This window comes from Emcibacter sp., assembly GCF_048269205.1.
In the GTDB taxonomy this organism is placed as follows: Bacteria; Pseudomonadota; Alphaproteobacteria; order Sphingomonadales; family Emcibacteraceae; genus Emcibacter.
In genome coordinates this window covers 531,854-552,085 of the sequence record NZ_JBLXJC010000002.1, presented here as the reverse complement: position 1 = coordinate 552,085, position 20,232 = coordinate 531,854, and the positions used below count along the sequence as shown (strand labels likewise).

At 55.8% G+C, this 20,232-nt stretch carries 28 protein-coding genes; 26 read left to right on the top strand and 2 right to left on the bottom strand.

The features are described from left to right. Positions 1 to 13 precede the first annotated feature (13 nt). Positions 14 to 1,105 carry a 5-(carboxyamino)imidazole ribonucleotide synthase gene (locus ACN0YD_RS11425; protein ID WP_417319861.1) on the top strand — a complete coding sequence of 364 codons (1,092 nt, stop codon included), beginning with the start codon at positions 14 to 16 and terminating at the stop codon, positions 1,103 to 1,105. 36 nt (positions 1,106 to 1,141) lie between these two features. Here the strand turns inward: ACN0YD_RS11425 and ACN0YD_RS11420 are convergent, their stop codons facing one another. Further along, the gene (locus tag ACN0YD_RS11420; protein ID WP_417319859.1) at positions 1,142 to 1,867 is read right to left on the bottom strand and encodes a COQ9 family protein; all 726 of its coding nucleotides are present in this window, start codon (positions 1,865 to 1,867) and stop codon (positions 1,142 to 1,144) included. A gap of 143 nt (positions 1,868 to 2,010) precedes the next feature. On the opposite strand from ACN0YD_RS11420, the gene rpsU reads away from it, so the two are divergent. The 4 genes from rpsU to ACN0YD_RS11400 all read left to right on the top strand — a co-directional run bounded on the left by rpsU (position 2,011) and on the right by ACN0YD_RS11400 (position 5,185). Beyond that, positions 2,011 to 2,217, top strand: a complete 207-nt coding sequence (rpsU, locus tag ACN0YD_RS11415; RefSeq protein WP_139942079.1) for a 30S ribosomal protein S21 — start codon at positions 2,011 to 2,013, stop codon at positions 2,215 to 2,217. A gap of 92 nt (positions 2,218 to 2,309) precedes the next feature. Then, on the top strand, positions 2,310 to 2,780 hold the full coding sequence (locus ACN0YD_RS11410) for a GNAT family N-acetyltransferase (protein ID WP_417319856.1): 471 nt from the start codon (positions 2,310 to 2,312) through the stop codon (positions 2,778 to 2,780). Continuing rightward, complete coding sequence (locus tag ACN0YD_RS11405) at positions 2,767 to 3,798, top strand: YheT family hydrolase (RefSeq protein ID WP_417319855.1); 1,032 nt, start codon at positions 2,767 to 2,769, stop codon at positions 3,796 to 3,798. Before ACN0YD_RS11410 ends, ACN0YD_RS11405 begins: the two co-directional genes overlap by 14 nt. A gap of 43 nt (positions 3,799 to 3,841) precedes the next feature. Further along, positions 3,842 to 5,185 (top strand): surface lipoprotein assembly modifier, encoded by a 1,344-nt coding sequence (locus tag ACN0YD_RS11400; protein WP_417319853.1) that lies wholly within the window; start codon positions 3,842 to 3,844, stop codon positions 5,183 to 5,185. A gap of 4 nt (positions 5,186 to 5,189) precedes the next feature. On the opposite strand, the gene ACN0YD_RS11395 is transcribed toward ACN0YD_RS11400, so the two are convergent. Continuing rightward, positions 5,190 to 5,369 (bottom strand): hypothetical protein, encoded by a 180-nt coding sequence (locus ACN0YD_RS11395; RefSeq protein ID WP_417319851.1) that lies wholly within the window; start codon positions 5,367 to 5,369, stop codon positions 5,190 to 5,192. Positions 5,370 to 5,406: 37 nt separating this feature from the next. Here ACN0YD_RS11395 and ACN0YD_RS11390 point away from each other — a divergent pair, with 37 nt between their 5' ends. The 21 genes from ACN0YD_RS11390 (at position 5,407) to ACN0YD_RS11290 (ending at position 20,232) form a co-directional block, all read left to right on the top strand. After that, entirely contained in the window at positions 5,407 to 6,324 is a 918-nt protein-coding gene (locus tag ACN0YD_RS11390; protein ID WP_417319849.1) for a fructosamine kinase family protein, read from the top strand. A 428-nt stretch (positions 6,325 to 6,752) separates the two neighbouring features. Further along, the gene (locus ACN0YD_RS11385) at positions 6,753 to 7,190 is read left to right on the top strand and encodes a hypothetical protein (protein ID WP_417319847.1); all 438 of its coding nucleotides are present in this window, start codon (positions 6,753 to 6,755) and stop codon (positions 7,188 to 7,190) included. Then, positions 7,180 to 8,517, top strand: a complete 1,338-nt coding sequence (locus ACN0YD_RS11380) for a DNA-packaging protein (protein ID WP_417319844.1) — start codon at positions 7,180 to 7,182, stop codon at positions 8,515 to 8,517. Before ACN0YD_RS11385 ends, ACN0YD_RS11380 begins: the two co-directional genes overlap by 11 nt. 137 nt (positions 8,518 to 8,654) lie before the next feature. Beyond that, a complete protein-coding gene (locus ACN0YD_RS11375) occupies positions 8,655 to 9,851 on the top strand; it encodes a phage portal protein (protein WP_417319842.1) in 1,197 nt (398 codons plus the stop codon). Then, complete coding sequence (locus ACN0YD_RS11370; RefSeq protein WP_417319840.1) at positions 9,851 to 10,168, top strand: DUF6127 family protein; 318 nt, start codon at positions 9,851 to 9,853, stop codon at positions 10,166 to 10,168. The genes ACN0YD_RS11375 and ACN0YD_RS11370 overlap by 1 nt, the downstream gene beginning before the upstream one ends. 22 nt (positions 10,169 to 10,190) lie before the next feature. Beyond that, positions 10,191 to 10,724 (top strand): HK97 family phage prohead protease, encoded by a 534-nt coding sequence (locus ACN0YD_RS11365; protein WP_417319838.1) that lies wholly within the window; start codon positions 10,191 to 10,193, stop codon positions 10,722 to 10,724. 3 nt (positions 10,725 to 10,727) lie between these two features. After that, positions 10,728 to 11,933, top strand: a complete 1,206-nt coding sequence (locus ACN0YD_RS11360; protein WP_417319837.1) for a phage major capsid protein — start codon at positions 10,728 to 10,730, stop codon at positions 11,931 to 11,933. A gap of 25 nt (positions 11,934 to 11,958) precedes the next feature. Next, positions 11,959 to 12,861, top strand: coding sequence for a hypothetical protein (locus ACN0YD_RS11355; RefSeq protein WP_417319835.1), 903 nt, complete (start codon positions 11,959 to 11,961; stop codon positions 12,859 to 12,861). A 2-nt stretch (positions 12,862 to 12,863) separates the two neighbouring features. Continuing rightward, on the top strand, positions 12,864 to 13,247 hold the full coding sequence (locus ACN0YD_RS11350) for a hypothetical protein (protein ID WP_417319834.1): 384 nt from the start codon (positions 12,864 to 12,866) through the stop codon (positions 13,245 to 13,247). Beyond that, complete coding sequence (locus ACN0YD_RS11345; RefSeq protein WP_417319833.1) at positions 13,247 to 13,534, top strand: hypothetical protein; 288 nt, start codon at positions 13,247 to 13,249, stop codon at positions 13,532 to 13,534. The genes ACN0YD_RS11350 and ACN0YD_RS11345 overlap by 1 nt, the downstream gene beginning before the upstream one ends. Further along, entirely contained in the window at positions 13,531 to 14,085 is a 555-nt protein-coding gene (locus tag ACN0YD_RS11340) for a head-tail connector protein (protein ID WP_417319831.1), read from the top strand. Before ACN0YD_RS11345 ends, ACN0YD_RS11340 begins: the two co-directional genes overlap by 4 nt. After that, on the top strand, positions 14,082 to 14,402 hold the full coding sequence (locus tag ACN0YD_RS11335; protein WP_417319830.1) for a phage head closure protein: 321 nt from the start codon (positions 14,082 to 14,084) through the stop codon (positions 14,400 to 14,402). The genes ACN0YD_RS11340 and ACN0YD_RS11335 overlap by 4 nt, the downstream gene beginning before the upstream one ends. Continuing rightward, positions 14,395 to 14,742 (top strand): HK97-gp10 family putative phage morphogenesis protein, encoded by a 348-nt coding sequence (locus ACN0YD_RS11330; RefSeq protein ID WP_417319828.1) that lies wholly within the window; start codon positions 14,395 to 14,397, stop codon positions 14,740 to 14,742. Before ACN0YD_RS11335 ends, ACN0YD_RS11330 begins: the two co-directional genes overlap by 8 nt. Beyond that, positions 14,739 to 15,158, top strand: coding sequence for a DUF3168 domain-containing protein (locus tag ACN0YD_RS11325; protein WP_417319827.1), 420 nt, complete (start codon positions 14,739 to 14,741; stop codon positions 15,156 to 15,158). Before ACN0YD_RS11330 ends, ACN0YD_RS11325 begins: the two co-directional genes overlap by 4 nt. Then, a complete protein-coding gene (locus tag ACN0YD_RS11320; RefSeq protein WP_417319825.1) occupies positions 15,148 to 15,564 on the top strand; it encodes a phage tail tube protein in 417 nt (138 codons plus the stop codon). Before ACN0YD_RS11325 ends, ACN0YD_RS11320 begins: the two co-directional genes overlap by 11 nt. Next, on the top strand, positions 15,564 to 15,878 hold the full coding sequence (locus tag ACN0YD_RS11315; protein WP_417319824.1) for a gene transfer agent family protein: 315 nt from the start codon (positions 15,564 to 15,566) through the stop codon (positions 15,876 to 15,878). The genes ACN0YD_RS11320 and ACN0YD_RS11315 overlap by 1 nt, the downstream gene beginning before the upstream one ends. Continuing rightward, a complete protein-coding gene (locus tag ACN0YD_RS11310) occupies positions 15,833 to 16,096 on the top strand; it encodes a phage tail assembly chaperone (protein ID WP_417319823.1) in 264 nt (87 codons plus the stop codon). Before ACN0YD_RS11315 ends, ACN0YD_RS11310 begins: the two co-directional genes overlap by 46 nt. Continuing rightward, positions 16,080 to 16,418 (top strand): hypothetical protein, encoded by a 339-nt coding sequence (locus tag ACN0YD_RS11305; RefSeq protein ID WP_417319821.1) that lies wholly within the window; start codon positions 16,080 to 16,082, stop codon positions 16,416 to 16,418. Before ACN0YD_RS11310 ends, ACN0YD_RS11305 begins: the two co-directional genes overlap by 17 nt. A gap of 63 nt (positions 16,419 to 16,481) precedes the next feature. Next, a complete protein-coding gene (locus tag ACN0YD_RS11300) occupies positions 16,482 to 17,042 on the top strand; it encodes a tail tape measure protein (protein WP_417319819.1) in 561 nt (186 codons plus the stop codon). Between the two features lies 1 nt (position 17,043). Then, positions 17,044 to 19,389 carry a TIGR02217 family protein gene (locus tag ACN0YD_RS11295; RefSeq protein ID WP_417319817.1) on the top strand — a complete coding sequence of 782 codons (2,346 nt, stop codon included), beginning with the start codon at positions 17,044 to 17,046 and terminating at the stop codon, positions 19,387 to 19,389. Continuing rightward, complete coding sequence (locus tag ACN0YD_RS11290) at positions 19,390 to 20,232, top strand: DUF2163 domain-containing protein (protein ID WP_417319816.1); 843 nt, start codon at positions 19,390 to 19,392, stop codon at positions 20,230 to 20,232.

Sequence of the window (20,232 nt, the reverse complement as noted above, 5' to 3'; positions counted from 1 at the left end):
TTAGGATCACAAAATGACAGGCCTTACTCCTGGTGCGACAATTGGAATTCTCGGCGGTGGACAGCTCGGTCGAATGCTGGCCATGGCGGCGGCCCAGCTTGGCTACAGGACTCATGTCTATTGTCCCGATACGGAATTTCCTGCGAGCCAGGTGACGGACCGGGTGACCCGTGCGGCCTATGAGGACAGGGAAACCCTTCAGGCCTTTGCAGAGTCCGTGGACGTCATCACCTACGAATTTGAGAATATTCCCGTGGAAACCGTTGGCTGGCTGGCGGAGGACGTTGACGTATTTCCCGATGCCAGGGTGCTGGAGGTGTCCCAGGACCGGTTGCAGGAAAAGGCCTTTATCAATGCGCTCGGGATTGCCACGGCGCCCTATGAGGGTGTTGGGTCGGCCGATGAGGCGGTTGACGCGCTGAAGACCATTGGCTATCCGGCGGTACTGAAAACCCGTCGTTTCGGCTATGACGGCAAGGGACAGGCGATTGTCCGCTCTGAGGGGGATGTCAAGGCAGCGTGGAAAAGTCTGGGCAGTGACAAAAATATTGTCGAGGGCTTTGTGAATTTCGATATGGAAATTTCAGTCATTGTGGCCCGGGGCCGCACCGGCGAGGTAAAATCCTTTCTGCCGGCGGAAAATATACATACCAACCATATTCTTGATGTCTCCATATGTCCGGCCCGCATTGATCAGGGCCTTCTTGATGAAGCCGTGGCGCTTGCCGAAAAGATTGTCGCGGAACTGAATTATGTGGGGGTGCTGGCGGTGGAACTGTTCGTATCACCGGATGAGCCACGCCTCAGGGTCAATGAAATTGCCCCCCGGGTGCATAATTCCGGTCACTGGAGCATCGAGGCCTGCCCCACCAGCCAGTTCGAGCAGCATATCCGGGCTATTTGCGGCTTGCCACTGGGCGATACCCGGCTTTATGGCCAGGCGGTGATGAAAAACCTCATAGGCGACGATATCCTCGAGCTGGAGCATCTTCTGGCCGATTCTGAGGCCAATGTGCATCATTACGGCAAGCTCAAGGCCCGCCCGGGCCGTAAGATGGGCCATGTGACCCGTCTTTATCCTTTCGACCATAAAGTCGATGTCTGACTGAAAAATAAACGTCTCAATGGATGGGGCCGATATTTATTGCCCGTAGCGCATTTTGCCAAGCTGGCGCCATATGTCCGGCAGGTGCCCGGTCCATTTCCGGAGCTCGGCCTTGCCTTTTTCGATTTTCATCACGTCCTCGATCCGCCGGTCGATAAAAGCATCGGTGTCGGTCTGGTTTTCCGTCTCATCACTGAGCCAGTAGAGGAAGCAACTGCTGTACACCCCGGCCAGGGTCAGGCGCTTTGTATAATAGTTGAAATCGGTGGAACTGTCGCCGGACAGCCGCCACATCAAATCAACGGTCCGGTTCAGCAGTTTGATGGCAAGTGGCTGGTTCTGCGGCAACATCAGCCAGGTCAGGGCCCGGCGCGCCGTTTCCCGGTGGGGGAGTTCTTCCTGGAGCCGAAGGCGGATCAGGGTGGTAATTCGTTCCCTGATCTTCATTTTATCAAGTTCAAGCAGACTTGCGGCATCTGACATTTTTTTATCGCAGCTTGCCGCCAGGGCATCAATCATGTCCCCCGGCGCCTGTGGAAAGGCGAGCCTTGCAAGTCCGTAGTCTATGTCCAGGTCTTTTGCCGCCTTGCGCAATATGATATCGGTCCAGCCGTCAAAGGGAATATGCTCCAGCGCCGCCTCAAGCAAGGGCTCACGCAGTTCATCAGGAATGTCAGTCTTGATCTTTTTCTTTCTGCTCATGGGCGCATTATAGCGCCTGCTGAAATGCCAGGTAAAGTCATATCCGGCAGCTTTGTTCATAATTTGATAACAGTTCCCACATAAAATGCTTCACAGGACGCCTTTCTTTTGTTAGAAGAGCACCCGTGGGAGTGGCCCGGTGAGCGGGATGCTCCTGTTTTATTGTTAAACATCTGACCTAGAAAGGAGTGTGACGCTTAACCATGCAGGTTATCGTCCGCGACAATAACGTAGACCAGGCTCTTCGCGCGCTGAAAAAGAAATTGCAGCGTGAAGGCGTGTACCGCGAAATGAAAATGCGTCGTTTTTACGAAAAACCTTCTGAAAAGAAGGCCCGTGAGACCGCTGCTGCCGTTCGCCGTGCCCGCAAGCTTGACCGTAAGCGTATGGAACGCGACGGCGCTTTGTAAGAGCTGTTTCGTTATAAATATTCAAAAGGCCGTCCTATCTACTTGATGGGCGGCTTTTTTATTATATATTGAAGAAAACACAAGGGGTTATAATGATCGAAATCGTCGAAATCCGCCAGCTGGCCTTTGAGGACTGGGCTGAACTATACCGGGGGTATGCGGATTCCTATGATGTCCCGATTACTGATGAGCAACTGCACAGGGTATGGGTATGGCTGGGCGGTCATGAAGCAGAGTTGCGTGGTCTGGCAGCGATCAAGGACAGCAAGCCCGTGGGTATCGTGCATTACCGTCGGTTTCTGAGGCCACTGGCCGGTGAAGTCGGGATCTTTCTTGACGATATCTATGTGGCAGAGGACGCACGCCGGCACGGCATCGGTGAAGCAATGCTGGAGGCTATAAAGGATATCGCCGAAACGCAGAACTGCACTATGATTCGCTGGATTACCCACGAAGATCGCCCGGATGCCCTGGCCTTTTACAAGAAATTTGCCCAAAAATCCCGCTGGGTAACCTTTGAAATGAAACTTGATGAGAGAGAAAAGGGGTATGAGCGCAAATAACTGCGGTTATCGACTTCTCGGAAAACATCTGCAGGGTCTGGAGATCCCCGACTTTATTGGAAGTCGACAGTGGGGAGGGGCGGACCTGCAAACCATGCGTAATACTATTCTTGGGCCTCCTCTCACCCTGAAGCAACCGGGTGAACGCCTGATGTTTGACATCGAGGGCGAACAGAAGCTGGCAGGAACACTCCATACAGAAAATGAAGAAGGTGAGCAGCTCGAAAAGAACCTTGTCATTCTAATTCACGGAATTACCGGCAGTGAAGAAGCTGCTCCGATTGTTTCAACAGCGGCCTATCTGCGTTCCAGAGGGTTTCCCGTGCTCAGGCTAAACCTCCGGGGATCCGGTCCATCGGCGAAGAGCAGCTACGGACCGTTTCACGCCGGGCTTACAGAAGACCTGATTGCGGTGCTCGATCAATTGCCGGCCAGATATAAGGATCAGGGCGTTTTTGCCCATGCTTCGTCGCTTGGCGGCAATATGCTTCTGAAGTATCTCGGTCAGAGTGGAAAGGATACTGTGGTCAGGGCAGCTGTGGGCGTCTCTGTGCCCCTTAACCTGAGGTCGACAGAACGGCAGTTGATGGAGAAACGGAACCGTCTTTACCACGGCTATATTCTGCACGGGCTGAAAAACCAGGCGAACCTGAATCTGGCTCGGGAGGGCTATCCGGAAACGGTAACAAATGCAGCCCTGATGGCTGAGACCATATCTGAGTTCGATGACAAATATGTCTCGGTCGTCCATAATTTTGGCGGGGTGGATAAATATTATTCAAGTCAGTCTGCCGAACGGTTTCTGATGGGAATCCGTAAGCCAACTTTGCTTGTTCATGCTGAGAACGATCCCTGGGTCCCGGTTGACATATATGAGGAGAAGCTCTGGCCGGAGGATTCGGATATTACCGTGTTGATCACGAAAGATGGTGGTCATTTGGGATTCCACACCCAGGACGATAAGGTGCCGTGGCACGACCGTGTCGCAGCAGGGTTTCTCGAGTTGTATGTGGAGTGAGCAAATACCAGTGGGTTTGTCCGCGTATTTATTGGGGGGCTTCATGAAAATTTTTGTGCTCTCAGCTTTGTTGCTGACGAACTTCTGCGGCATGGAAACGTCGGTCATGGCGGAGGAGGCGGTTCCCAGCCGGCAGACTTTCAACCTCAAGGCCGACCAGCTTCTGCCCTTTGTCGAGCAGCTGATTATTCAGGGTAAGCTGGAGGAAGCCAGGCAGGTCCTGGAACAGGTTGCGGGACGGACGCCGGATCCGGTGCAGGAGAAGTTTTTAGCCGGCCAGATTGCCGTCATGCAGAAACGCTATCGGGATGGTATCGGGATATTCCGATCAATCCTTGACTATCATCCGAAACTCACGCGGGTCCGGCTGGAGCTCGCCCGGGCATTGTTTCTGGCGAAGGAAGATGTGGCGGCCCGGCATCATTTCGAATTGATTCTGGCGGAAAAGCTGCCGCCGGCGGTGATAGAGAATGTGTCCCGTTATCTCTATGAAATCCGCAAGCGCAAAAGATGGCAGGTCAGGGCTTATTTTGCCGTGGCCCCGGATACCAACATCACTGGCGCAACCGACCAGGATACGGTTTATATCTATGGTTTGCCCTTTGAATTGTCAGAAGATGCCCGGGAAACTTCCGGTCTGGGTATTATCGGTTCTGCAGGGCTGGATTATTTCTGGCCGCTGGGGGAAAAGGTGAAGCTGAAAAGCGGCATGGATATCTATCACACCCAGTATAGCAAGACGCAGTTTAACGATACTTTCCTTTCCGGCAGTTTCGGACCCAGTCTTATTTTCAGGAAAACCACCCTGACGCCCCAGCTTCTGGGTTATTATCGCTGGTATGGCGGGGAAGACTATAACTATGCCTATGGCGGACAGTTGCTGGCGGACCATATACTGTCCCGGCGCTGGCGTCTGGACAGTACGCTCAGCTGGCAGGAACTGAGATACGACAGGGATGTCCGGCGGGACGGTCATCTGGCCAGCAGTACGGCACGCGTCAGCTACAGCCTGACATCATCCAGTATTCTGCAGTTTCTGGTCGGTGGGACCTGGGAGAAAACGCAGCAGGATTCTCTGGATAATTTTTCCCTACGCTTTGGGCTTGGCTTTTACCAGGATTTCGGTCAGGGAGTGACGCTCTATGTGCGGCCCGAAGTGCTGTTCCGCACTTATGATGGCGTGGAAAATGCCTTCTACCTGGAAACAGAGGGAGAAGATCGCAAGGATACCCGTTACAGCGTTTCAGTGGACTTTATCAAAAGGGACTGGTCGATCTGGGGTTTCGCGCCGGTATTTAGCTATAGCTATTCCAACAACAATTCCAACATAAGCTTCTATAGCTACCAGAGGCACCGCTTCCAGTTAGGGCTGACCAGAACATTCTGAGGCTCTAGCCGGGTTCCACATTAAAGTCGTCGAATTCCCAGTCTCCGGCTTTTTCCATTTCTTCCATAAACAGATGTTCGGCGGAGACAACGGCTTCCTCCTCGGAGTCCGCGTTGACTTCGGCGACCCAGTAAAAGGTTCCCCGTTTCAGGCTTGCCTTGAGAGTGACATTGTATATCGCCATGGAAATGTCCTTTTGAATCTGTTGTCCTGCTGATGTTATGCTGTACCCGCCCGATGGTGACATTTCAAGACGAAATATCGCAACCGTCAAAGGAACAGGTGGGAGAATATCCATTGGTGACATAAAAAATCTTATCGAGAAAGAATTCGGCAGCGGGATCCGGGACGCTGTCCCGTTGTCAGGCGGATGTCTTGCTGATCTGCAGCTTGTGCGCCTGGAGAGCGGTGTCTCGGTGGTACTCAAGCAGGGGGACAATCTTCTGTGCGAAGCCGGGATGCTGAAGTATCTGCGCGATCATACCGCTCTTCCCCTCCCGAAGGTTCATTACTCCGGCGAGGACTGTATCGTGATGGAATATCTGCCGGGGAAGGCGGGCACGCCGGCGGGACAGGCGCAGGACCATCTGGCGAAGCTGGTTGCGGGATTACATTCCATTAGCCAGGATCATTTCGGGTTTGAGCATGATACGGTGATCGGACCACTGGGACAGCCAAACATGGACAGTGACGACTGGTGTGTCTTTTTCCGGGACCGGCGGCTTGTCCATATGGCGGACCTGGCAAGGCGAAATGGACACCTGCCTGAAGATGTTTACAGGCGCATCATGACGCTTGCTGACCGGCTGGAGCGTTATCTCGGCCACAGGCCGCCGGTTTCCCTGCTGCACGGTGATCTGTGGGGCGGGAATATCCTGTCAGAGAAGGGCCGTGTTACCGGTGTCATTGATCCGGCAATCTATTTTGGCGACGCCGAGGTGGAGCTGGCCTTTATGACCCTGTTCGGCACCGCGGGGCAGAGGTTTTTCGAAATTTATGGCGAATATCGGCCCATTGATCCTGGGTTTTTCGCGACTCGCAAGGATATCTATCTGTTATACCCCCTCCTCGTTCATGTGCGCCTGTTCGGAGGGGGCTATGTCGGGCAGGTGGACGAGATTCTGAAAAAGTACCTGTAGCGGTTGAGAAAAAATGGCGCTTCCCAGAGGGGAGCGCCATAGTTGCAAGGAGGGTTTCGATCACGTGTTGCCTAAAATCGCGTTAAAAGGCAACCCAGCATGGCAATTGAATACCATGCAGACCGGTGGATGAAGGGGGCTTGAAAACCTTCATCCGATTAAAGCTTACCGCAATAGGTCAATATAGGCAAATATAATATTTTTATCAGTATTTTAAGAGAGTTTTATTAAAGTTTTATCCTATTTATGAGTTATTTTCGGAGAATTCTGTTGACAAATAGGGGTTAATAGGCTATTATATTTAACACAGTGGGAAAAAGGCTTTCGGGACTGGCCAATCTGTCCCTATCGGCAATGGCGGACATCTGTTTCTTCGGAACAGGTGTTTTTTTGTGAAATAAAGGGCTAAACGGATTCGCAAACCAGGTGTGATCTGGACTGAAGAGGCGGAAGAAAGGTTCCTTTCCGTGCTCAGGCAGACCGGAAATGTCAGCGTTGCCACCGCAGCAGCAGGAGTTCCGCGCAGTTTCATTTACCGCAAGCGAAAGGCGAACCGCCGGTTCCGCAATCTCTGGCAGGAGGCCATGGACGAGGCGCTTGACCGGCTGGAAGCCATGTTGTGGGACAGGGCGCTGGGGGCAGGGACGAAAGATGGGGGCAGGACGGGAAGCTCTATCGGCCCTGATGAACGTCTGGCCATCTTTCTTCTGAAGGCGCATCGGCCGGAAGTATTCTCGGACGGCGGGCAGAAACAATCACCCCGGAACTGGACTTCGGCAGACAATGCCAGAAAAAGGCTCCTGAGAAAGCTTGCGGAAATTTCAGACAGGCTGCATCCCGGTGATGACGGAGAGAATGAAAGCTGAATCGTTGGCCGCAGGAGTTGCGGGTCTCGGGGCAAAAGATCTGAACCGTCTGGTTTCGGGTCTTTCTGACCGGGACTGTGAGGCCCTGCTGCACGACTGGAAATTCTGGGGCAGGGCGGCGCAGTTGCCGCCGGAGGGAGACTGGTTCTGCTGGCTGGTCATGGCTGGCCGCGGTTTTGGCAAGACCCGGATGGGTGTTGAATGGCTGCGCAGCCAGGTGGAAGGCCCAAGCCCGCTTTCGGCGCCGAAAGGCACGCCGGAGCGCATTGCCCTGGTGGCGGACAGTTTTCTCGACGGTGTGCAGACTATGGTGCAGGGGGAAAGCGGACTGATGGCTTGTTCGCCCGAGGCGTTCCGGCCGCACTTTGAGGTGTCCAAGAAGCGCCTGGTTTGGCCCAACGGCATCCAGGCCTTTCTCTACTCCTCGGAATCGCCTGATCAGCTGCGTGGTCCGCAGCATGGACTGGCCTGGGCCGACGAGATCGCCAAATGGAGCCATGTGGAGGAAACCTGGAATAATTTGCTGTTCGGCCTGAGGCTCGGGCACAGCCCCCGGGTCATGATCACCACCACCCCGCGGAATATACCGCTGCTGCGCCGTATGGTGGAGGACGACAGAGTTCATGTTACCCGGGGCAATACCTTCGAGAACAAGGCCAATCTGCCAACGGTTTTTCTGGAGGAAATCCGCCAGCGTTATGAAAACACAAGGATTGGCCGACAGGAACTCTACGGCGAACTGCTGACAGGTATCGAGGGCGCACTCTGGAACAGGGACCTGCTGGAGGGATGTCGTCTTGACGATTTGCCGGAGCTGTCCCGGATCGTGGTGGCGGTGGATCCGCCGGTGACGTCCGGCCCGGATGCGGACCAGTGTGGCATCATTGTCGCCGGTCGCGATGAGGCGGGCCGGGCCTTTGTGGTCCGCGATGAGACGGTGCAGGGTTTGAGCCCGCTCGACTGGGCAAGACGCGCCATCAGAGCTTATCACGAATTTGAGGCCGACCGGCTTGTAGCCGAGGTCAACAACGGTGGCGACCTGGTGGAAAGTCTGATCCGTCAGGTTGATCCGGAAGTGAGCTATTTGCCGGTCAGGGCAAGCCGGGGAAAGGCGGTCCGTGCCGAACCTGTTGCCGCCCTTTACGAGCAGGGCCGGGTATTCCATCAGGGCATATTCCCGGAACTGGAAGAGGAAATGTGCGGATTCAGCCAGGCTGAGGTCAGGAAAGGAAAAAGTCCGGACCGGGTTGATGCCCTGGTCTGGGCGATTACGGACCTTTTGCTGCGGCGGGAAAATCGGCCGCGCATCAGGCAAATCATTTACTGAAGACCGGTTCCTCCCATGACCGGTCGGGAAACGGCGGCAAGGTGCTGCTCCTGCAATAGTGAAACAGAAGCTTTTGAGCAAGGTGCAGGGAAGGCAGTGACTTTGCCGCCCGTCATCCCCCTATCGGAGAATTCGACATGAAGTCATTTGAAAAACTCGCGGGTCTGTTTGCCCGCAGGGAACAGAAGGCGAGCGCGGTGTCCCATTTGCAGAGAGGTTCGGAGACGGTCTGGCTCGGTCTTGGCGATGCGCGCTGGAGCAACCGCACCTATCGCTCGCTGGCTGAAGAAGGATACAAAAAGAATGTGGTGGCCCATCGTTCGGTGAAGCTGCTGGCCGAAAGTGCGGCCTCGGTGCCGCTTGTGCTGTTTCGCGACGGACGCCGGCTGGATCATCATCCGGTGCTTGACCTGCTGGCCCGGCCAAACCCCATGCAGGGGCGGATGACCTTTTTTGAAAGTCTTTTTTCCTTCCTGAATATCGCCGGCAACAGCTACGTGGAACTGGTCCGGGGCGCTGACGGGCAGCCGTCTGAACTCTATGTGCTCAGGGCCGACCGTATCCGGCTTGATCAGGACAGGTCCGGTTGGCCGAAAGCCTATGTCTATAGTCTGGGCGGCCGGGAACATGTTTTTCCGGTAGATCCTGTAGAGGGCAAATCCTCGCTTCTGCATCTGAAATATTTCCATCCCCTGGATGACCTTTATGGCCTTTCTCCGCTGGAGGCGGCAGCCATGGCCGTGGATGTCCATAATGCCGCCTCCGCCTGGAACAAGGCCCTGTTCGACAATGCAGCTCGGCCGTCGGGAGCTTTGGTGTTTGAAGGGCGGGAGGGACAGGATTCCTTGTCCGGTGAACAGTTTGACCGGCTGAAAGACGAGCTGGCCGACAGTTATCAGGGGGCGCGTAATGCCGGACGGCCCATGCTCCTGGAAGGCGGGCTGAAATGGCAGAAACTGGCTTTTTCTCCGGCTGACATGGACTTCATCAATGGCAAGCATGTAAGTGCCCGGGAAATTGCCCTGGCGTTTGGTATCCCGCCTATGCTTCTGGGTATCCCCGGCGATAATACCTACAGTAATTTTCAGGAGGCCAACCGGGCGCTGTGGCGGCTGACACTACTGCCCATGTTGGAACGGGTGGTCTCTTCGCTTAATGGCTGGCTTTGTCCGGAATATGGGCCGGATCTTCGTCTTGCCTTTGACCAGGATGCCATCCCGGCGCTGAGCCATGACCGCCAGCTTCTGTGGGAGCGGGTTGGTGCAGCTGATTTCCTGACCGTGGATGAAAAGCGGGCGGCGGTGGGCCTTGGCCCGCTGGAGCAGGCGGAGTGATGCACGAGCCATCAGCTTCCCTGCAGAATATCGTTCATCAGGCCTCTGAAGAAGGGGTAGGCCGGGAAACCCTTTATCACCTGATTGAAAAGGCGACCGAAGAGGGGGCTGCTCGTGCTTTGGCCGATCTTGGCCTGCAGGATTGCAAGGCGTCCGGGGACCTGAGCGAATTACGCGCCCTTTTGGAGAGCTGGCGGGAAACCCGCCGCACGGTGAGGCAAATCGTCCTCAGGTGGATCATCAAGATTGTGCTGACCAGTCTGATCCTCGGGCTGGCGGTAAAAATGAAACTTCTGCATCTCGGCCCGGCGTTCTGAACGGGCTGTTTCGGGAAAAAACATGACGAATTTTCTGACCGGAGACGGCGACGACGGCCGTTTCGAGGGCTATGCCAGTGTGTTCAATGTGCTGGATAATGGCAATGACCTGGTGTTGCCCGGGGCTTTCCGGAATTCTCTCAGAGACCGGGGAACGACAGGCATCAAACTGCTCTGGCAGCACGATCCGCGGGAACCGCTGGGCGTGATCGAGGAGATTGCCGAGGATCATCACGGACTTTTTGTACGCGGTCGGATGCTGACCAGAATCCGCCGGGCGGACGAGGCCTGGGGCCTGGTGAAAAGCGGAGCGCTGGACGGTCTCTCCATCGGCTTTCATACGCGGAAATCGCATCGTCATGCGGACGGTCACCGCATATTGCAGGAAGTTGATCTGTGGGAAGTCTCGCTGGTTACATTTCCCATGAATGACAAGGCGCGCATCCTCTCGCTCAAGGGAGAAGAAGGGCCTTCAGGTCAGTGCGCCTGCCCGGAACAGGCAGGACTACTGGCCGCTATGCATCATCTCAGTAAACTCATGACACAGGAAAGGTAAAATATGACACTGGAAACCAAAGAGGCGCTGGAAAATCTCACTTCCTCTTTTGAAAACTTCAAGGCCGCTAATGACCAGCGGCTGAAGGAACTGGAGGAAAAGGGAACTGTAGACGTGCTGACCGGGGAAAAGCTGGACCGGATGAATAATGATCTGGACCGGTTGCAGCAAAAAATGAACCGGCTTTACAGTTCTTCCCGTCGTCCGTCCCTGACCGGGGAGGATGACGGTGTCCGGGATCGGGAGACAAAGACCGCCTTCTATGACGGTTTTATCCGCAAGGGACAGATGCAGGGACTGGAAGAAAAGGCCTTGAATAGCTTAAGCGGCGAGGATGGCGGATATGCGATCCCGCAGGAACTCGACCGGGAGCTGGAAAAGCGCCTGCGACTTCTGTCCCCGATCCGTGCTGATGCGAAAGTGGTCAATATTGGCTCCTCCCGCTACAAAAAGCTGGTCAATGTGGGCGGTATTGCCTCCGGCTGGGTGGCTGAAACCGGAGCCCGTTCGGAAACCGACGCACCGAAATTGGCGGAGATCGATCCGCCGCTGGGTGAGCTTTATGCCAATCCGGCTGCCACCCAGGTGATGCTGGATGATGCCCATTTCGATGTGGAACAGTGGCTGGGCGAGGAATTGGCGGAGGAATTCGCCATCCAGGAAAATGCCGCTTTTGTAAATGGCGACGGTCTCAACAAACCGAAAGGTTTCCTGACCTATAGCATGTCCGCCAATGATGACGGCAGTCGTAGTTTCGGCGAAATCCAGGCGATTTCCACCGGGGTAGACGGCGACTGGGCCGCTGCCGATCCGGCGGATATTCTGATCGATCTGGTTCACAGCATGAAGGCGGGCTATCGCAGCGGAGCCAAATTCTATCTCAATACCGGTCTTGTGGCGGAAATCCGCAAGTTCAGGGACCAGGACGGCAATTATCTCTGGCGGCCCGGTCTGGAAAGCGGCGCAGCGTCCTCCCTGCTGGGCTATCCGGTGGTGGAAGTGGCCGACATGCCTGACCGGGCAGCCGGCTCCCTGTCAATTGCTTTCGCCAATATGCGTCGTGCCTATACGGTGACGGACCGTATGGGTACGAAAATCCTGCGCGACCCCTACAGCCACAAGCCCTATATCCATTTCTATACCACCAAACGGGTCGGGGGCGCGGTCACCAACGACCAGGCCATCAAGCTGCTGCAGTTCGCGGCCTGAGGCTGAACAGGGGGAAATACGGCAGATGGCATGGGTGACCCTGTTTGAAGACTGGTTTGATACTGAAACCGAAGATACTCCCCTGCAGGACCATCTGCCGTCCCGGCAGGGGAGCGGCTGGACTGATGAAATAAGGCCCGGTGGTTCCGTTTTTGTAGACTGGAGCGCGGGGAAGCTGGCCTCGCCCTGGTGGGCGAGTGGTGAAGCGATTTATCTGCTGGAAACGGCGGAGCCCTCTTCCGGGGATGAGGCTATCGAGGCATCCCATGTGACGTTGAACAATGCCCTTTTGCTCCGCTACGGCGATACGGCAAACGGCGGCAGCGGCTATATGGGCGCCTATAGCGCCGGCACAAGTTCCTATCAGATCCTGAGGCTGGATCAGGGCGCGAATGTCGTGTTGGAGAGTTCAGACCCGGTAGTCGGACATGACAATGATGTTGTCCTGCGGCTGCAGGCGGTGGGGGATAGCATCAGCCTTTATGCGGACGGGGTTCTGCAGGCCGAAGTACAGGATGCCACCTATCCCACTGGTCGGGCCGGATTGAGAATGCGGCAGTCTTCCTCCGGCTTCAGCTTTATCCGCGTCCAGCATGACGCGGCCGCCGGCGGCGTGCCGCTTGCACCGGCCGGGGCATTACTTGGCGTGCAGTCGGAGAGTCCGCAACTGACAAGTTTGTTTCTTGTGGTCCCGGCGGCTGGAGTACACGGGCTGATGGGCGGGGAGGTGCTGCCGGGGGCAGTGCTGCAGGGATTGCAGGTGAAGGCCGGCGACCATGTCATGCAATCGCTGATGGTCCGTATTTTTGTTCCCCGGGTTCCGCCTGCCGCCCGGCGATATCCTGCAGGGAAAGTGGAGAGAATAGAAGTTGTGGCGGGTTCCCGACGACGGATCACACCGAAATCAAACCGAATGACGAGGCTGTAGATATGGCAAAAAAAGTGGATGACAGTGTCCTGGATGCGGCACTGAACGAGATTAGCGGTCACTGTGACCTGTTGACTGTTTGTGCAGGTGAACCGGCCGGATATGCGGAGGCCGTTACAGGCGGGATCAATTGTCTGGCCGATGCAGCCATGACAGCCGGTGACTTCAGCCTGTCTGATGGAAATGTCAGCGGACGGAAGGTGACGGTGGCTGCGAAATCCAGTGTGACAGTGGATCAGGGCGGTATTGCTGATCATGTGACTCTACTTGATACTGTAAATTCCCGCCTGCTTTATGTGACCACCTGTACGTCACTCGAGCTTGTGGCCGGCAGCGAGCTCAGCCTGAATGGCTGGGATATCGAAATTGCGGACCCGGCCGTCTGATGCCCGTTTATCTGAAAGATCCTTCTGCCGTTATTGACTTCAGCATCGACTGGAGTGGCGACTATCTGCAGGATGGAGAACAGATCGTTTCCAGCAACTGGTCCCTATTCCCGGATGAGGCACAGGGATTGCAGGTCGATCAAGAGATGATTCCGGATGAAGGGCTTACAGCCGTGTTCGTCGCGGGAGGCCAGTCAGGGGTGATTTATCGCCTGACTAATCATATTTCAACAAATCAGGGGCGAAGCGATGAGCGATCCCTGACCATCAGGGTGGAAGAGCAATGAAACTGGAGCTTGTCATGCCGCCAGCGGCAGAGCCGGTGACCCTGGCTGAAGTAAAGGACTATCTGAAAATCGATCATACGAACGAGGATAGCCTGCTGCTCGGCCTGATCCGCTCCGGCAGGCAGGCCTGTGAAACCTTTGTCGATCGCAGACTGGTTCGCCAGGTCTGGCGCTGTTTTCGCAATGACTGGGGCGCGGGACCGGTATATCTGCCGTTTTCTCCCGTCCTGTCGGTTGAGGAAGTCGCTGTCTTTATGGAAGGGAATTATCAGCCGCTTGCGCCGGAAAACTTTGTCATTGATCTCTGCTCTTTCCGGCCGAGGCTTGTGCACAGTAATGGCCAGGCCTGGCCCATGCCGGAAATCCCGGTGGCAGGTATTCGCATTACCTTTAGCGCCGGATACGGGGATAGCTGGAACGAGGTTCCTGCTGATATCAGGCAGGGGCTCCTGCATTGGATTGCGGCCTGCCTTGAAACCGGGGAAGAGGCGCTTGGTGAAAAGCGTCGGGCCGAAGAGTTCTGGCGACCCTATCGCAGGGTGAAACTGTGAGTTACCGGAAATTGCGCCACCGGATCACCTTCCAGAAGGCGGAGGAGACAGGCGACGGTACCGGCGGAGTTACGACCGTCTGGCGGGATGTGGCTTGCGTCTGGGCCGCCGTCAGGCCGGTTGCTGCACGTCGGGAAGTGCAGGCGCGCAAACTGGTCCGCAAGCCTGTTCTGGATATCAGGGTGAGATTTCTGGCAGAACTGGAAGGTTGCGACCGGCTGCGTCACGGGGTCGGGCATTACCGGGTGCTGACAGTTCAGGACCCGGACGGCGACGGCCGCTGGCTTGATTTCAGGGTGGAGCAAACTGATGATTGAAGGTCGGGAAAAACTGCAGGCTGACTTGCTTGATCGACGGCGCAGTTATGAAAAACGTCTCGATGGTTTTGTAGAGGGCCTGGCGATGGAAATTGCCGCCGGGGCGCGCCACAGGGTCTATCGCGATCGAAAGTCAGAAAGCCCGGTCAGTCCGCTGGCCGACAGTATCCATGTGGCCAGGGAAAGTGCATCTTATGAGGTGAGGACATCAATGTCCTATGCGCCATATGTGGAATTCGGCACATCGAAAATGGCGGCCCGGCCTTTTCTCACCCCGGCAACAGAAGAGGTGAAAGTGCGTTTTGCGTTATCGCCGGAATTATTCGGAGGCGGAACATGAGCCTATCCACAGTGAACAGGCTGCAGGAAAACCTCTATCAGCTTCTGAGCAGTGACCCGGAACTTTCGGGCCGCCTGTCCGGTGTTTTTGACCATGTGCCTGAAAGGGCAAAGCTGCCCTATCTTGCCATAGGCGATATGTCGGTCAGGGACTGGTCGGCAAAAGATTTTACGGGGCAGGAGGTATTGTTTGATCTGCACCTCTGGTCCGGCCGGTCGGGGCATTTGGAAATCCGGGAGCTTGCCGATCTGCTGCATGACCTGGTGACGGCCGGGGCTTTACAGGGGGACGGCCTTCAGGTTGCAAGCCTGCAATTTGTGTTTTTTGAAACTTTTTTTGAAACGGACGGCCGTATCCGCCAAGGGGTAATGCGATACCGGGCCAGAATTCTTGCGGGAGAAGAGAATGACAATTGAAAAAGGTCGCGCCTTTTTGATGGAAGTCGGTGATGGTGCCGACCCGGAAAGCTTCAGCGCCATTGGCGGTATGCGTTCCACTTCGCTGAAAATCAGTAACGAAGTTGTGGATGTTACTCATAAGGGGTCTTCGGGCTGGCGGGAGCTTCTGTCCGGCGCGGGAATCCGTCATATTTCCCTTGGCGGCAGCGGCATTTTCACCAATTCTGCCAGTGAACAGCTGATGCAAGAAAAGGCGCTGGCGGGCACAGTGGACAATTACCGGATCATTTTTGAAAGCGGTGACAGCTTCACCGGCGGCTTTCAGGTGATCGGACTGGACTATGCCGGGGATTATAACGGGGAGCGAACCTACAATATCGCTCTGGAGAGCTCCGGCCCCGTGAATTTTGCGGTGGCAGGCTAATGGCAGGAGGTGAGGTCAGACTGATCCTCGGTGGTACGGAAAGGGTTCTTATTCCTGATTTCCAGGCCATTCTGGAGATCGAGGAGCGTCTGGGCGGACTGATCGCGCTGGCGGGTCGGGCGGCGGATGGTGATATAGGTATCAGGGAAGTTACCGTGATCCTGTGGGCTGTCATGCGTGACCGTCCGCCCTTTGAGGAGGTAGGGCGCTTGATCCTCGAGCAGGGACTGGTCTCTGTGATGGGGGCGGTCCGGGATATTCTGGCCATATGCCTGACCGGCGGCGGGGAGCCTGTGCTGCCGGGAAAGTCCTGAGCAGAGAGGCAAGTGAACGAATTCTCCAGGCCTGGGCGATGATCGCTTTCGGGCTTCTGGGATGGTCGCCCGGTGATTTCTGGCGTGCGACACCGTTTGATGTTTCTCTCGTACTTGCGTCCCGGCAAGGATACCTTGATTTCTGGTCGGAAGAAGGGAAACCGTTGGGCCGACAGGAGCTCGCGGAACTCAGGGAAAAACTTGGTACTGGCCATTGACCTGGAGGGAGTGCGGGGCCATATTGCCTGTATGTTTACGAAAAAAACACAGGAACCCAGAAAATCCCTGCGCGAACGGGTTGCCGACCGCCAGGCGGGGGTAGTAGAGGACTCCAGTCCCGCAAGTCCCTCCGGCATCAAGTATCGCAAGTGGATTATGCGGAGCGCCAACATCTTTCAAGCGATCGGTATTCTGATCATGCTGATGGTGGTTATGCGTTTCAATGACGGCGATCTGCAATATATGGAGGAACTGATCGGTATAGCCGCCGGTTTCTTCCTGACTGGACGTGTTGCGATCATTTTTGTCAAGAACAGCTAGTTAAATCTTATCTATATAATTCTTTATAGCCCGCTTTGAGCGGGCTTTTTTAATGGGGAAATTATGAGCGAAACCATACTGGATTCCCTGGTCGTGAAACTGAGGGCCGATACCTCCGGCCTCAAAGGGGCGCTGGGAGACATGGAGAAGGACCTGGGCCGTCTTGAGGGTGCGACGTCCAATACCGCTGACGGTATGTCCCGCGCCCTTGGCAGTTTTGTCCGGAATGGCGAATTGAGCTTTGAAAGCCTGCGTCAGACCGCGCTTGACGTGTTGGATGATATCCTCGGAAATTTGCTGAATGGGGGATTTTCTGGTGGAAATTCTGGGGGGACCTCCCTGTTTGCCAATCTGGCAACGTCCCTGTTTGGCCGGGAGGGGGGTGGTGCGGTATCGCCTGAGCAGCCCTATCTGGTTGGGGAGAAGGGGCCCGAGGTTTTTATCCCCCACACGGCCGGTCGGATTGCGCCCGGTCCCGGTGCGGGGAATATTGCGAACCGGACGACCAATATCACCATCAATGTGACCGGACAGAATGCGAGCCCGCAGGCAGGCCGGAAAAGCGCCGGACAGATTGCTGTGGCGGTGCGCCGGGCCGTGGAACGGGCGGAACGGAACCTCTGATATGTACTGGCTGGCCAAGCAGGATGAACAGGCGGAAATTAACTGGATCAGGCGGTTTTCCCCGCGTTACTGGACGGTGAATTTTCCCAGACCCATGGTCGCCTCCGCGGTGACTTCCGGCACTGACGTGCTTGTCTGCAACCTTGTTTTTTACCGTAAAGAAGATCTTTGCGGCCTGATCTGGGAAAGTGAGGACCGGCACGATCATCCGCTGCTGAAGTATGAAACCAGACGGGATTATAGCCACACGGTGCTGTCTTTCCGATGGCAGAGTTCCGGCATTGCTGCTCTTGATCATTTGCACGGCCCGACCCTGACCATTGAGGGGCGGGATCCGCAGGGTAATCCCCGGACCTGGTATGTCAGGCTTGCAAACTATGCCACGGGAACTGTTGAAGATGCAGAAATTCACCTCGATTTTGATAATCTGGTTGGCGGTTTTACGTTGCCTGCGGAGGCGGATCCTGTATGGCCCGGAGATATTGACAGGCTGTTTATCAGTCTGGTGCCGCCGGACTATGACGGCAGCAGCATTGGGGCGCTGAGCCAGCCTGTTGAGGCGGAGGTGACAGTTTCCGACATCCGTGTGGAAGGCAGCACATCAACCCTGAGGACGGGAGACAGCTATGTGTTGCCTCATCCTCTGAGGATCTGTAACGGCTACGACGACAGTTATCATCTGACGCCCGAACGGGTCATCTGGAATATGATCCAACTGGGTTACCGGGATATAATCAATCACTATGTGGGCATGAGCCACTATTTCACTCTGGCCTGGTCGACGCAGGAGACCCGCTTTGTGGTTGATCCCTCAACTGCTGTGAATGCGGCGGCAGTGGCCTGGCACCGGGATTTCCTGAAGCAGGCGAAGCTGTTCGGCTATGAGGTTATTCTGTCGCTGTCTTATGAAATTCTGGCCGAGCACATGCCTTCCGACTGGCGGCAACTTGCCCATGACGGGTCGCCGGCACTGACCGGCTGGGAGCCGCCTTCCTGCCTTATCGCCCCGACAAACCCGGAGGCCACAGCATATTTGGGCAACATATTCGACCAGTTTGCCGGCCTTGCGGATGAAGCCGGTCTGGATATCCGTCTGCAGATCGGTGAGCCCTGGTGGTGGGTCAGTCTGGATGAGGCGCGAGTACCTCATTTTTATGATCCGGCGACAATGACGCTTTATGAGACGGAAACCGGTCTGCCGGTACCGGATAAACACCAAAGCGCCTTTGAAGGGGGCTCTCCTGAGCAGCAGCATTATCTGGATTGGCTCGGGGTGAAGCTGGGACAGTCTACACTTGGGCTCCGGGACGGGATCAGGGCAAACTGGCCGTCGGCGCAAGTGGGGCTTCTGTTTTACCTTCCTCAGGTGCTGGTGGACGAGGCGCCAATGCTGCAGACCGTCAATTATCCGGTCACATCCTGGCAGATGCCGGCTTTCGATTATTTTCAGATCGAGGACTATGATTTCATTATCGACGGTCACTGGAAAAAGCATCATCGTTCCCTAGACCTGGTGGTCGGACAACTTGGCTATGACATGGCGGATCTGCATTATTTTGCCGGCTTCAATCTTTCGGCAGAGACACCCGCCCTGTGGCGGAATATCGATCAGGCGGCCAGGGACGGATTTCTTCGCAGTTTTGAGGAAGTTTTCGTCTGGGCCTGGCCGCAGGTTGTCCGGGACGGCTTTGTCTATAACGAGGAACAGGAACAGGATATGAGTGGATTTCATGAGGTGCGCTTTCCGGACGCAATTGGTTTCGGTGCGGGCGGCGGGCCGGTTTTTTCCACGGCGGTGGCGGAAATGGCTTCCGGATACGAGCAGCGCAACAGGGACTGGGCCGAGGCCCGATTGACCTATGATGTGGGAAGCGGTCTCAGGTCGGAGGATGACTTGGCGGCACTGATTGCTTTTTTCAGGGGACGTGCCGGCCGGGCCTTTGGTTTCCGCTTCCGGGACTGGACCGACTACAAAAGCTGTCTGCCGTCGGAAGAAACGGGGGCAACAGACCAGGTAATCGCCGTCGGGGACGGGGAGGAAACCGAATTCCAGCTCTTGAAAATATATCAAAGCGGCGAATATTCCCAAACCCGCAACATTGCCAAGCCGGTGGCGGAAACGGTTCGCATCGCCATTGACAGCATTGAGCTGACGGAGGGTTGGCAACTGGACGAGACCAGGGGGCTGGTCTCTTTCGACGAAGCCCCGGCGGAAAACAGTACCATTAGTGCAGGTTTCGAGTTCGATGTGCCGGTCCGGTTCGCCGAGGACAGTCTTTCCGTCACCCTGGAAACATTTCGGGCCGGACAGGTGCCTTCCATCTCCCTGATCGAGGTCCGGCTGTAAATGAAGGTGGTTTCCGAAGAGCTCGGGCTGCATCTTCAGGAAGAGTTGCTTAGCCTCGCCTGGTGTTGTGTGCTGACCCGCCGGGACGGAGTTCGCCGGGCTTTTACCACCCATGACCGGGCGCTGGAAATTGAGGGACAGCTGTTCGTGCCCACCAGTGGATTTGTGCCGACGGATATCAGCAGCAGCAATTCGCTGAATGTGGACAATCTGGATATTACTGCCATTCTTTCTCATGCCTCTATCGCTGAAAAGGATATTCTGGCGGGGCGTTATGATCATGCCCGGGTGGAAATCTTTCAGGTCAACTGGCAGGCGCCCGGGACCGGCAGGATTGACGTGCGTCACGGTTGGCTCGGGGATTTTTCCCTTGATGGTCCGGGGTTTACGGTGGAAATACGGGGGCTAATGCAGAAGTTGCAGCAGACGGCGGGCCAGCAGTATTCGCCGGAATGCCGCGCCATTCTGGGGTCGGACAGATGTCATGTGGATTTACTGAAACACAGCAGGATCTCTACCGTGACAGAAGTAACCGGCAGTGTGACTTTTCAGGCGCAGGATATTCAGGAGGCGGACGGCTGGTTTGACTACGGCCTGCTTTGGTGGATTAGTGGTGCCAATGCGGGCCAGAAGGTTGAGATCAGAACCTGGAAAGCAGGTGAGTTTGTCTTGGGGGACGTGCTGCCTGCGGCAGTGACTGTCGGCGACAGGTTCAAGGCGCAGGCCGGATGCGATAAACGGCGTGCAACTTGTCTTGAGCGATTTCAGAATGTTCTGAATTTCAGGGGCGAGCCACAGGTCCCGGGCAGTGACAGTCTTTATGACTACCCGGGCCTGAAATAG

Bases quoted from the DNA above. Each gene is read 5' to 3' on its own strand.
- ACN0YD_RS11425 (WP_417319861.1), top strand. From the start codon at position 14: ATGACAGGCCTTACTCCTGGTGCGACAATTGGAATTCTCGGCGGTGGA.
- ACN0YD_RS11420 (WP_417319859.1), bottom strand. From the start codon at position 1,867: ATGAACAAAGCTGCCGGATATGACTTTACCTGGCATTTCAGCAGGCGC.
- rpsU (WP_139942079.1), top strand. From the start codon at position 2,011: ATGCAGGTTATCGTCCGCGACAATAACGTAGACCAGGCTCTTCGCGCG.
- ACN0YD_RS11410 (WP_417319856.1), top strand. From the start codon at position 2,310: ATGATCGAAATCGTCGAAATCCGCCAGCTGGCCTTTGAGGACTGGGCT.
- ACN0YD_RS11405 (WP_417319855.1), top strand. From the start codon at position 2,767: ATGAGCGCAAATAACTGCGGTTATCGACTTCTCGGAAAACATCTGCAG.
- ACN0YD_RS11400 (WP_417319853.1), top strand. From the start codon at position 3,842: ATGAAAATTTTTGTGCTCTCAGCTTTGTTGCTGACGAACTTCTGCGGC.
- ACN0YD_RS11395 (WP_417319851.1), bottom strand. From the start codon at position 5,369: ATGGCGATATACAATGTCACTCTCAAGGCAAGCCTGAAACGGGGAACC.
- ACN0YD_RS11390 (WP_417319849.1), top strand. From the start codon at position 5,407: ATGCTGTACCCGCCCGATGGTGACATTTCAAGACGAAATATCGCAACC.
- ACN0YD_RS11380 (WP_417319844.1), top strand. From the start codon at position 7,180: ATGAAAGCTGAATCGTTGGCCGCAGGAGTTGCGGGTCTCGGGGCAAAA.
- ACN0YD_RS11375 (WP_417319842.1), top strand. From the start codon at position 8,655: ATGAAGTCATTTGAAAAACTCGCGGGTCTGTTTGCCCGCAGGGAACAG.
- ACN0YD_RS11370 (WP_417319840.1), top strand. From the start codon at position 9,851: ATGCACGAGCCATCAGCTTCCCTGCAGAATATCGTTCATCAGGCCTCT.
- ACN0YD_RS11365 (WP_417319838.1), top strand. From the start codon at position 10,191: ATGACGAATTTTCTGACCGGAGACGGCGACGACGGCCGTTTCGAGGGC.
- ACN0YD_RS11360 (WP_417319837.1), top strand. From the start codon at position 10,728: ATGACACTGGAAACCAAAGAGGCGCTGGAAAATCTCACTTCCTCTTTT.
- ACN0YD_RS11355 (WP_417319835.1), top strand. From the start codon at position 11,959: ATGGCATGGGTGACCCTGTTTGAAGACTGGTTTGATACTGAAACCGAA.
- ACN0YD_RS11350 (WP_417319834.1), top strand. From the start codon at position 12,864: ATGGCAAAAAAAGTGGATGACAGTGTCCTGGATGCGGCACTGAACGAG.
- ACN0YD_RS11345 (WP_417319833.1), top strand. From the start codon at position 13,247: ATGCCCGTTTATCTGAAAGATCCTTCTGCCGTTATTGACTTCAGCATC.
- ACN0YD_RS11340 (WP_417319831.1), top strand. From the start codon at position 13,531: ATGAAACTGGAGCTTGTCATGCCGCCAGCGGCAGAGCCGGTGACCCTG.
- ACN0YD_RS11330 (WP_417319828.1), top strand. From the start codon at position 14,395: ATGATTGAAGGTCGGGAAAAACTGCAGGCTGACTTGCTTGATCGACGG.
- ACN0YD_RS11325 (WP_417319827.1), top strand. From the start codon at position 14,739: ATGAGCCTATCCACAGTGAACAGGCTGCAGGAAAACCTCTATCAGCTT.
- ACN0YD_RS11320 (WP_417319825.1), top strand. From the start codon at position 15,148: ATGACAATTGAAAAAGGTCGCGCCTTTTTGATGGAAGTCGGTGATGGT.
- ACN0YD_RS11315 (WP_417319824.1), top strand. From the start codon at position 15,564: ATGGCAGGAGGTGAGGTCAGACTGATCCTCGGTGGTACGGAAAGGGTT.
- ACN0YD_RS11310 (WP_417319823.1), top strand. From the start codon at position 15,833: ATGCCTGACCGGCGGCGGGGAGCCTGTGCTGCCGGGAAAGTCCTGAGC.
- ACN0YD_RS11300 (WP_417319819.1), top strand. From the start codon at position 16,482: ATGAGCGAAACCATACTGGATTCCCTGGTCGTGAAACTGAGGGCCGAT.
- ACN0YD_RS11295 (WP_417319817.1), top strand. From the start codon at position 17,044: ATGTACTGGCTGGCCAAGCAGGATGAACAGGCGGAAATTAACTGGATC.
- ACN0YD_RS11290 (WP_417319816.1), top strand. From the start codon at position 19,390: ATGAAGGTGGTTTCCGAAGAGCTCGGGCTGCATCTTCAGGAAGAGTTG.